The sequence below is a fragment of the Bradyrhizobium sp. SHOUNA76 genome, assembly GCF_023006445.1.
Lineage (GTDB): Bacteria > Pseudomonadota > Alphaproteobacteria > Rhizobiales > Xanthobacteraceae > Bradyrhizobium.
Window position 1 is genome coordinate 1 of record NZ_JALBHA010000182.1, and the last position, 10,909, is coordinate 10,909.

At 64.7% G+C, this 10,909-nt stretch carries 7 protein-coding genes; 4 read left to right on the plus strand and 3 right to left on the minus strand.

Going from position 1 to position 10,909, the window contains the following annotated elements; genetic code table 11:
• The first annotated feature begins 339 nt into the window (after window positions 1-339).
• The gene (gene aspS / locus MOV74_RS19445) at window positions 340-2,127 is read left to right on the plus strand and encodes an aspartate--tRNA ligase (RefSeq protein WP_246925725.1); all 1,788 of its coding nucleotides are present in this window, start codon (window positions 340-342) and stop codon (window positions 2,125-2,127) included.
• Window positions 2,128-2,436: 309 nt separating this feature from the next.
• On the opposite strand, the gene MOV74_RS19450 is transcribed toward aspS, so the two are convergent.
• Complete coding sequence (locus MOV74_RS19450; RefSeq protein WP_246925729.1) at window positions 2,437-4,407, minus strand: hypothetical protein; 1,971 nt, start codon at window positions 4,405-4,407, stop codon at window positions 2,437-2,439.
• A gap of 246 nt (window positions 4,408-4,653) precedes the next feature.
• Between MOV74_RS19450 and MOV74_RS19455 the strand changes: the two genes are divergently transcribed.
• The 3 genes from MOV74_RS19455 to MOV74_RS19465 all read left to right on the plus strand — a co-directional run bounded on the left by MOV74_RS19455 (window position 4,654) and on the right by MOV74_RS19465 (window position 9,370).
• On the plus strand, window positions 4,654-6,963 hold the full coding sequence (locus MOV74_RS19455) for an NADP-dependent malic enzyme (RefSeq protein ID WP_246925732.1): 2,310 nt from the start codon (window positions 4,654-4,656) through the stop codon (window positions 6,961-6,963).
• Between the two features lie 285 nt (window positions 6,964-7,248).
• On the plus strand, window positions 7,249-7,701 hold the full coding sequence (locus MOV74_RS19460) for a DoxX family protein (RefSeq protein ID WP_246925734.1): 453 nt from the start codon (window positions 7,249-7,251) through the stop codon (window positions 7,699-7,701).
• A 253-nt stretch (window positions 7,702-7,954) separates the two neighbouring features.
• A complete protein-coding gene (locus MOV74_RS19465; protein WP_258719539.1) occupies window positions 7,955-9,370 on the plus strand; it encodes an outer membrane protein in 1,416 nt (471 codons plus the stop codon).
• Between the two features lie 177 nt (window positions 9,371-9,547).
• On the opposite strand, the gene MOV74_RS19470 is transcribed toward MOV74_RS19465, so the two are convergent.
• Both MOV74_RS19470 and MOV74_RS19475 read right to left on the minus strand, forming a co-directional pair.
• Window positions 9,548-10,111: a dihydrofolate reductase gene (locus MOV74_RS19470; RefSeq protein WP_246925736.1), complete on the minus strand. Its 564-nt coding sequence runs from the start codon at window positions 10,109-10,111 to the stop codon at window positions 9,548-9,550.
• 7 nt (window positions 10,112-10,118) lie between these two features.
• On the minus strand, window positions 10,119-10,909 hold a 791-nt coding region (locus tag MOV74_RS19475), incomplete at its 5' end, for a polysaccharide deacetylase family protein (RefSeq protein ID WP_246925737.1).

Genomic DNA, 10,909 nt, shown 5'->3' on the forward strand with positions numbered 1-10,909 from the left:
ATCAGGATCGAGCCCGAGCTGGGCCGCCAGCGGCCGGTTCAGCTTGATCAGCCGGGGGGCCGCGACCGGGGTCGGCGCGACGCGGGCGAAGAAGCTGTCCGGCAGCGCCGAATAGGAGTTCTGGAAGGGGAAATGGACGGTCATACCGGTAAAGATAGGCGGGGAACGCCGGATGGCAAAGGCTCGAGCCAAAACCAGCCAAAAATGGGCCTTCCGGGCCCAAAACAGGCCGTTCCATTGGTTGCCGCCCTCGGCCTCGTCGGGTAAACCCTGCGCAACTTCGGCTAGGGCATCAGGCCCTACCCGATTCGATCTCTCCACATTGATTTTGGGACGACCATGCATCGCTACCGGTCACATACATGCGGCGCGCTCCGCGAGAGCAACATCGGCGAGACGATCCGCCTCTCGGGCTGGGTCCATCGCGTTCGCGACCATGGCGGCGTGCTGTTCATCGACCTGCGCGACCATTACGGCCTGACCCAGTGCGTGGTCGACCCGGATTCGCCGGCGTTTTCGCAGGCGGAAAAGCTGCGCTCCGAATTTGTGGTCAAGTTGGACGGCAAGGTGCGCCGCCGCCCGGCCGGCGCGGATAACAAGAGCACCGACAACGACGATCTGCCGACCGGCAAGATCGAGATCTATGTCAGCGAGATCGAGGTGCTGGGCCCGGCCGGCGACCTGCCGCTGCCGGTGTTCGGCGACCAGGAATATCCTGAAGACATCCGCCTGAAGTACCGCTTCCTGGATCTGCGTCGCGAGAAGCTGCACCAGAACATCATGACGCGCGTCGAGATCATCAAGTCGATGCGTCGTCGCATGGAGGGGCAGGGCTTCTTCGAATTCAACACGCCGATCCTGACCGCGTCCTCGCCGGAAGGCGCGCGCGACTTCCTGGTGCCCTCGCGCATTCATCCCGGCAAGTTCTACGCGTTGCCGCAGGCGCCGCAGCAGTACAAGCAGCTGCTGATGATGTCGGGCTTCGATCGCTATTTCCAGATCGCGCCCTGCTTCCGCGACGAGGACCCGCGCGCCGACCGTCTGCCCGGCGAGTTCTACCAGCTCGACGTCGAGATGAGCTTTGTCACGCAGGATGACGTGTTCGCGGCGATGGAGCCTGTCATCACCGGCGTGTTCGAGGAGTTCGCCAAGGGCAAGCCGGTGACGAAGGGCTGGCGGCGGATTCCGTTCGCGGAAGCCTTGCGCAAATACGGCAGCGACAAGCCTGACTTGCGCAACCCCATTGAGATGCAGGACGTCTCCGAGCATTTCCGCGGCTCCGGCTTCAAGGTGTTCGCGCGCATGCTCGAGGATCCCAAGAACCAGGTCTGGGCCATTCCCGCACCAGGCGGCGGCAGCCGCGCGTTCTGCGATCGCATGAACTCGTGGGCGCAAGGAGAGGGCCAGCCCGGCCTCGGCTACATCATGTGGCGCGAGGGCGGCGAGGGCGCAGGTCCGCTCGCCAACAACATCGGGCCCGAGCGCACCGCTGCGATCCGTGCGCAAATCGGCGTAAAGGAGGGCGATGCCGCCTTCTTCGTCGCCGGCGATCCCGACAAGTTCTGGAAATTCTCTGGCCTTGCCCGCAACAAGGTCGGCGAGGAGTTGAACCTCACCGACAAGGAGCGGTTCGAACTCGCCTGGATCGTGGACTTCCCGATGTACGAGTACAACGAGGACGACAAGAAGGTCGATTTCTCGCACAACCCGTTCTCGATGCCGCAGGGCGGCCTCGACGCGCTGAAGGGCCAGGATCCGCTGACCATCAAGGCGTTCCAGTACGACATTACCTGCAACGGCTACGAGATCGCCTCGGGCGGCATCCGCAACCACGTGCCGGAAGCCATGGTGAAGGCGTTCGAGATCGCAGGTTACGGCGAGCAGGAAGTGGTCGACCGCTTCGGCGGCATGTACCGTGCCTTCCAGTACGGCGCACCGCCGCATGGCGGCATGGCCGCGGGTGTCGACCGCATCGTGATGCTCTTGTGCGGCACCAACAATTTGCGCGAGATCTCGCTGTTCCCGATGAACCAGCAGGCCATGGACCTCTTGATGGGCGCGCCCTCGGACGCCACCACCAAGCAGCTCCGCGAGCTGCATGTGCGGGTCAACCTGCCGCAGAAGTGAGGCTGCTTTTGCGGCTGGATGCAGTCCCGTAGGGTGGGCAAAGGCGCTTAGCGCCGTGCCCACCATCATCCATCCACATCATCAGGTTCGATTGGCGGGCACGCTTCGCTTTGCCCACCCTACGATCTGCCGCAGAAGTGAGTGTGGCGGTTTCGGTCTCGTGCCCCGGACGCAGCGCAGCGCTACTTAAGCGGTGCGCTGCAGAGCCGGGGCCCACGTCTCAGCGAACATCAGGCTCTCTGGGTCCCGGCTCTGCGTCGCGTCATTTCATGCCGCGCCGCGTCCGGGACACGAGACCACCAGCCCGATCTACAATCCCGTCGACGCCTCGATCCTGAACTGCGCCAGTGCGGCGACCGGCTCGCTGTTCAGGACATCCATGAGCTGAACCACCGGCAGCTTGCCGAGCGGGGTCAACTTGATGGTCAGCGTCTGCCCTGACGTCGCGACGAAGCCGGCGAGCGCATCGACCGCAGCCCTGACATCGAGATTGGACGCCGCGAGCTTCTCGCCCTGCGCGCGGATCATCTCGACGATGGCACTGCGCGCGGCATCGCGGCTGACATCCTGCATACGGGAAAACTGCGCCACGACGAGATCGACGGCGCCGCTGTCGCGCAACGAGAGCTCGATCGCGCCGGTCTCGATCTTCCCGGCATCGCTCATGGCCTGCACCGGATCGGTCGTGAACACGCCCCGCGGAACGTTGGCGAGTGCGAAGCGGGCCTGCGCCCTGGCGAGATTGCCGAGGTCGATCGTGGCGGGCGCGAGCGCAAACGCCCCCGACGATTCCGTCCAGGCCGCGCCGAGATCGAGGTTGATCGCGAGCTTGTCGACGCCCGCCATGATCAGCGGCCGCTGCGCCGGATTTGCGGGATCTGTGGGGGTGACCATCTTCACGACCAGATTGGCCTTGCTCGGGATCGATCCGACCAACTGACCCCAGTTCAGGCTGAGCGTGTCGATGGTGACGAACTGCCGTGTGGTCTTGTAGGGCGCCACCACGCCCTTGATCTCGGCGCCCTCGAGCACGCGGAACAGGCCCAGCATCTGATCGGGCGAGGGCGGTTGACCGTGGCTGCTGAGCCCTGCCGCCCAGCGCATCAGGTTTGCCGCGCTGAACGATTTCAGCGCGAAGCGCTCCATCTTGAACTGCCCTTGCGGCGACGGCGTATCCACGCCTTCGACCGCGAACTCGCCCTCCCGGTATCTGACGGCATTGATCCTGGCCGTCCCTTGCGGCGTGCTCATGGATGTCTTGCCGATCTCGATCTTGCCGATGCGAAAGCCTTCATAGAATCCGGCGAGCTTCTCCATCATCTCGCGCGATTGCGCGGCGGTCGGGACCACCGATCGGTCCGAAGGTATGAGCGCGATGATCTCGGCCGGCCGGAATTTTGACGGCTGCACCGCGATGTCCTCGAAGGTGATCCCGTCGATGTCCATCCGCATGCCCTGGGTCGATTTGAGCACATAGGGGCCGGCCGAGATCTGCCGGTAGACGCGATGGTAGCTGTCGTCGCCGCTCTTCTGCGGATCGAGCGCCGCGGCGATCGCGGTGGCGTCAAAATCGTTGACGATGATGTTGGAGAGGTCGCCGGTCAGCTTGTCCTGCCTGCCCGGCTGCGGAACGTCGATGGTGAAGACGGCGCGGTCCGCCTTCATTGCATCGATCTTGCCGCGCTTGAGATTCTGGATCGCCAGGCCGGAATAGGCGACCTCGCCGCTGCCGGCGGCGCTGCGGCTCGCATCGAAGGTCATCGTCAGCGTCGGAGCCGTGACGGACGATGCCGTGATGCTGGCGTACTGTTCGAGCACATAGCGGTAAAGCTCGATCAGGGAGCCGCCCGTCGGCGCATTGCCGGCGTGAACGGGGCCGGCATAGTCACGTAAGGTGAGTTGCGGGATCTTGTAGGACGCCTTCAGCTTCGCGGCGCCGACCTGGTCCAGCGCGACTTCGAAACCCGTGACGTCGATGCTGTCGGCCGAGAAGCTGCTGTCGTCGATCAGGCGAACGCCCGTGCCCTTGATGCCGGCGATCTTGATCTGCGCCTGCGGCGGCTCGCCGGGAGCGATCGCGATATCCTCGATCGTCAGCGTCCGGGTCGCGAGCTCGAACCCGATCTTGCCATGGCTCGCCTTGCCGCCGCTCGAACGGATCCGTTCGAACGCGGCCTCGACCTCGGCGGTGGCGCGATGCTGGACATAGAAGTTGAAGCCGAACCATCCGCCCGCGCCGAGCACGAGGAGTGCGACCAGGCCGATCAGGATTCGCTTCATTCCATGACTCCGATTGCTCTTTTGCACCGCGCAACCTGCCATATTCGCGAAACGCCGCGCGGTCCAGAGAAAGCTATGGTTTTCAAGCGTTTGACCGCGCGTCCTGTTGATGGGCGCGCAATCGGATGTTGCCACCGGGGCGCCCGGCGTGCTTCATCCCGTTTCCATGACCCGGAAATACGGTCGGCTTGGACAGCCGCCCCGGATCGTGCATTTTGAGGCCGGTAACGCGAGGCGAGACACCGCATGTCGTCCTATTCTGATGATCTCCACCAGGCGGCACTCGCCTATCACCGTCTGCCGCGCCCAGGGAAGCTCGAGATCCAGGCAAGCAAGCCGCTTGCCAACCAGCGCGACCTCGCGCTGGCCTATTCGCCGGGCGTTGCAGCGGCCTGCACCGAGATCGCCAAGAACCCGGCGGAAGCCGCCACGCTGACCACCCGCGCCAATCTGGTCGCCGTGGTCTCCAACGGTACCGCGGTGCTCGGCCTCGGCAATATCGGCCCGCTGGCCTCCAAGCCGGTGATGGAAGGCAAGGCGGTCCTGTTCAAGAAGTTCGCCGGCATCGACGTGTTCGACATCGAGATCGCCGCCGACACCATCGAGCGCGTGGTCGAGACCGTGGCGGCGCTCGAGCCGACCTTCGGCGGCATCAATCTGGAAGACATCCGCGGGCCGGAATGCTTCGAGATCGAGGCGCAGCTGAAGGAGCGCATGAAGATCCCGGTCTTCCATGACGACCAGCATGGCACCGCCATCATCGTCGCCGCCGCCATCACCAATGGCCTCAGGCTCAACGGCAAGAAGCTGTCGGACGTCAAGATCGTGGCGTCGGGCGCAGGGGCCGCGGCGATCGCGACGCTCAATCTCCTGGTGTCGATGGGCGCGCAGCGCAAGAACATCTGGGTCTGCGACATCGACGGGCTCGTGCATGAGGGGCGCAACACCACGATGGACCGCTGGAAGGCGGTCTACGCGCAGAAGACCGACAAGCGTACGCTCGGCGACGTCATCGGCGGCGCCGACATCTTCATCGGCCTTTCGGCGCCGGGCGTGCTCAAGCCGGAGATGGCCAAGGCGATGGGCGACAAGCCCTTGATCATGGCGCTCGCGAACCCGACCCCGGAGATCATGCCGGAGGAAGCGCGCAAGGTGCGCCCCGATGCCATGATCTGCACCGGCCGCTCCGACTATCCGAACCAGGTCAACAACGTCCTGTGCTTTCCCTTCATCTTCCGCGGTGCGCTCGACGTCGGCGCCAGCGCCATCAACGAGGAGATGAAGCACGCAGCCGTCGAGGCCATCGCCCAGCTCGCGCGCGAGGCGCCGTCCGATGCGGTCGCACAAGGCTTCGACACCGGCGAGACGCAAGGCTTCGGCCCGGGTTCGCTGATTCCGAGCCCCTTTGATCCCAGGTTGATCCTGCGCATCGCGCCGGCGGTGGCGAAGGCGGCGATGGAGTCGGGCGTAGCGACGCGGCCCATCACCAATTTCGACGAATACACCGCGCTGCTCGAGCGCTTCGCCTTCCGCTCCGGCCTCGTCATGAAGCCGATGTTCGCCAAGGCCAAGACCCAGCCGGTGCGCGTGATCTACGCCGAAGGCGAGGATGAGCGCGTGCTGCGCGCCACGCAAGTGGTGCTGGAGGAGAACCTGGCGCGTCCGATCCTGGTCGGCCGTCCTTCGGTCGTGGAGGCGCGCATCAAGCGCTTCGGCCTCTCGATCCGCATCGGCAAGGATTTCGATCTCGTCAATCCCGAGGACGATCCGCGCTACCGCTCCTACGTGCAGTCCTATGTCGAGGTCGCCGGGCGCCGCGGCGTGACGCCGGATGCGGCGCGCACTGTGGTGCGCACCAACAACACGGTGATCGCCGCGCTCGCGGTCACGCGCGGCGAGGCGGATGCCATGCTTTGCGGCGTCGAGGGCCGCTACATGAGCCATCTGCGCCATGTGCGCGAGATCGTCGGCTTCTCGCCTGGAATCAGCGACTACGCGGCGCTGGCGCTGCTGATCACCAGCAAGGGCGCCTTCTTCATCGCCGACACGCAGGTTCGTCCCAATCCGAGCGCAGAGGAGCTCGCCGAGATCGCATCGCTCGCCGCGGTCCACGTCCAGCGCTTCAACATCAAGCCGAAGATCGCCTTCGTTTCCCACTCGGATTTCGGCAGCTATGACACCGACTCCTCACGCAAGATGCGGCGGGCGACGCAATTGTTGAAGGACAAGCATCCGGAGATCGAGGCCGACGGCGAGATGCAGGGCGACACCGCGCTCTCCGCTGCTGCGCGGAAGATGGTGCTGCCGCACTCCCAGCTGGAGGGCGAGGCCAACATCCTGATCATGCCGACCCTCGACACCGCCAACGTCGCCTATCAGATGATCAAGTCGCTGGCGGACGCGCTTCCCGTCGGCCCGATCCTGGTCGGCCCGGCGCGCCCGGCGCATATCCTGACGCCGTCGGTCACCGCGCGCGGCATCCTCAACATGACGGCGGTCGCCGTGGTGGAAGCCCAGGAGCGCGCCTCGCGGCAGCAGCCGACGTTGTTCACGTAGGGTCGACGTTCCGCGAACTCGTCATGCCCGGGCTCGTCCCGGGCTCCAAGTTCCGTGTACGGCTGCGCAAGTCGTGGATGGCCGGGGCGAGCCCGGCCATGAAGCGGAGAGAATGGGCAGAACTCGCCGCTATGATTCGATTCCGCCAGGGAGCGCCAACGCACCGCTCGCGTCGCCAACTTTTGAATTGTTCGCAGCTCTCCATTTCCGTGTTTGTAAACTGACGAACGACTCTTCATAATCCGTCGAGCATCCCCGCGCTTTGAGCTTGCCAAGAGGCCGATCATGCCAGCGTTCGTGACTTTCGGGCGGATCCTGTTCGCCGTGCTGTTCATCTACACCGGCGCGACCAAGCTCTTTGCCATCCAGGCGACGGCCGACTTCATCGCCACCAAGGTCGTGGTGCCTGAGGTGATTGCGCCCTACGCCAAGCAGGTCGAAACGGCGACCGCCATGACCACGCCGCAACTGCTGGCGATTGCGGTCGGCGGGCTCGAGATCATCGCGGGCCTGATGATCGCGCTGAATTTCGGCGCGCGGTTCTTCGCGATGCTGATGATCATCTACGTCGCGGTGGCGACCGTGCTGTTCGATGATTTCTGGAATCAGGCGCCGCCCGAGAATGCAAAGATGGTGGTCGACGCGCTCAAGAATCTCTCGATCATGGGCGCATTGTTCATGATCATGGGATACGGCCGCACCACACGCCCGGCCGAAGCGGCCTATGGGGACGTGTAGGAGCCTGCGCGAGTGAGTGATCTTCTGCGGTCGCTCGAACAATGAGTCGCGAGGACTGCGCGGCGCTCGCGGCAGGTGATCGCCGCGTGAACCTTCATTCACACATTATGGCTTCGTGATCACAGCGGCTCCCCAAAACCGCAACCGCGAGGCGTTGCTCGCGGCTCTCCACTTGTGCATCTGCGACGGTGCAGAATATGACCGGTCGTCCGGTTGCATGTGGGCAACCGGCGCGGGGTGATAGGGGCGGTAATTGGTTTATCTGACGCGACGGGCGGCGTGCGCTCTGGGAGTTCTCAGTGCAGCGCATGTCGGCGCCTTTGCTGCCGCGGCAGTTCATGCAGCTGACTTGCCGGTGAAGGCGCGGCCGCAATCGGTGTCCGTCTCCAACTGGACCCAGTTCTATGTCGGCGGCGGACTGGGCTTCGACTTTACGACTGGCCGGTCGCGCCTGGCGCCGGTTGGCGGTGGTCCCGACCTGTTCACGCTCGACGGCCTGCAAGGCGCCGATCTCGGACTGTCCGCCTTCGCCGGATTTGACGTCCAGGTCGCGCCGCGCGTCGTGATCGGCGGCTTCTTCGACTACGACTGGTCGCGCCAGCGCACCACAGCCAGTGCGTCGAGCCCATTCTTCTTTGGGCAGAGCCTGAGCGCTACGCTGCCGTCACTGGACCAGAGCTGGACTATCGGCGGTCGTGCCGGATTTCTGGTGACGCCCGATATCCTGCTCTACGGCCTCGCCGGCTACAGTGAGACGCGGATCAACAACTGGAATCTCAACTACGCGACCTTCGGCGGGCCCTCGTTCACGGTGCAGGAACCGGCGTTGACGTCGCGCGGCTACACGGTCGGCGCGGGCGCTGAATATCGTCTTGCGAGCAACGTCTCGTTGCGGAGCGAATACCGTTATGTCGCGCTCGGCCAACACTCCACGGTCGATCCGCTTGGCGCGATCTGGACCACTGATCTGTCCGAGCATGTGGTCCGGATTGGCGCAGCCTATCGCTTCGGCCAGTTCGGCGGACCCGCGCCCGCTTCGGCGGCACCGGCGATCAAGCCGATCTGGACGGGCGTCTATGTTGGTGCGGGCATTGGCGGCGATGTCATCACACCGCATATCGCGGGCACGTTCGCCGGCGTGCTGGATGTCAACGCCTCCGGTCTCGGCGGCGCCGATGTCGGCGGCACGTTCACGATCGGTTACGATCGCCAGGTCGCGCCGCGCTGGGTCGTCGGCGCATTTGGCCTGATCGATGCCGGGACCAACGGTGGCGCCAGGGTCAAGGCATCTGGCGCAGGTGCCGAGATTTCGTCGGATCTCGCCGCGGTGAAGTGGGGGTGGACCGTCGGCGGACGCGTCGGCTATCTCGTAGCGCCGGAGACGATGGTCTATCTGCTCGGCGGCTACAGCGGCACGACCGCGCAGTCGATCTCATATAATTTCCTCGGATTTCCCGGCACCGCGCCGACCCGGGAATATCACGGCGCGACCTTCGGCGGCGGCTTCGAGCGCTTCTTCACCGACAACATTTCGGCCCGCGCGGAATATCGCGTCACGCATCTCGGGGCGAGGGACGATCTCGCGTCTGATTCCATGACGAGCCTGAGCGCCGGCGGCACGGTGCACACGCTCCGAGGTGTGCTGGCCTATCACCTTCCGGCGCCGTAGCGGGTTACTCGCGCTCTGCGGACTTCCGCGCGTTCACTCCGTCGCGCTTGGAGGCGCGATCTCGAACGTGACCCGCCCTTATGCCGGTCGCAGCGTCGTCCGATACGCGTGGTGAACGCGCAGGATAGGCGTAGGTAGCCTATTGCCGGTACTGTGCATGGGGTTGATTTTCGAGTTCTAATTGGAGCCCCTTGCCGGGCTCCACGGCGTCACGGTCACCTCATGCGCCGCGTCGAGCAGATAGGGCGCGCCCGGCTGCACCCCGTGGGACGCCAGCACCTCGTGCGGCGTCCGCTGGGGCACGCCGACGAAACAGCCTTCGCCGCCGGGCAGGCGCACATGCGGGGCTTCCGACAGCCAGAACGTGTCGTAACGGCCCATGAATATGTCGAATACGGCGGGGCCGCCGATGATGGCGACCATGCCGGAGGCGACGTTCGCAAAGGCGCAGGCATTTTCGAAGCTCGCGTGTTCCGGATTCCACAGCGTCGCGTTCGGCATTTCCGGATCGACGGTGAGCGCCTTGATCTTGCGGGTCAGGATCAGCCGCTTGCGCTTCGGCGAGTTCGGCTGCTGTTCATGCGAGTTGCGGCCGTGCACGATCAACGCGGCGCGATCGAGCGCCTGCTCGAAGAACAGCTTGTCGCCCTCGAACTTCAGGCTGTCGGGCATGACGTGACCGGCGTCAGCAAGCATGCCGTTCGCTGAGACGATGACGTAGCCTTCGATCCGGAAAGACAATTGCCGTCTATTCGGAAACGGTCGTCACCACCGAGTTGACCGGGCGCTGGCTCACAGTCGGCAGCTTGGCGTCCTTGAGCAGCTCCTGGTCGTACTCGGGCAACGTCGATGCCGGGAATTTGGCGCGCATCGCCACCACCTTGTAGCCGCCCGCCTTCAGGCGCTTGAGCAACTCGGGCAGGGCCTCCGCAGTGTGCTTCTGGAAGTCGTGCATCAGGATGATGCCCTTGCCCTTGGTGTCGAGCTTCTTCATCACGGTCTCGACCACCTTCTCGGGTTTCGAGGCCTTGAAGTCGAAGGAGTCGATATCGCAGGAGAAGATCGCGGTGTTGCGGTTGCCGAGATAGGTGACCATCTCCGGCGGATGCTGGAGCGCCGGGAAGCGGAAGAACGGCGAGGGCGAGATGCCGCCGAGCGCCCACTTCACCGCGGACAGGCCCTTCTCGATCTCTTCCTTTCGCTGCGCTTCGGTAAGTTTCTTGTTGTTCAGATTGGCGTGCGACCAGGTGTGGGTGCCCACGGTGTGGCCAGCCGCATAGACCTGCTTCAGGATCTCCGGCTCGTAGGTCGCGTGCTTGCCGATCGAGAAGAAGATGCCGGTGGTGCATTCGTCGGCGAGCGCCTTCAGCACCGCGGGCGTGTTCTTGGGCCAGGGACCATCGTCGAAGGTCAGCACCACCTCCTTGTCGCGCAGGAAGTCGAGGTCCTTGAAATGCTCGAAGCCGAAGCCGGGGCCGCCCGTGGTGTCGATCTCGACGGTGCGGGCGACACCGAGCGCGCCCGGCGTGTTGCAGGCCG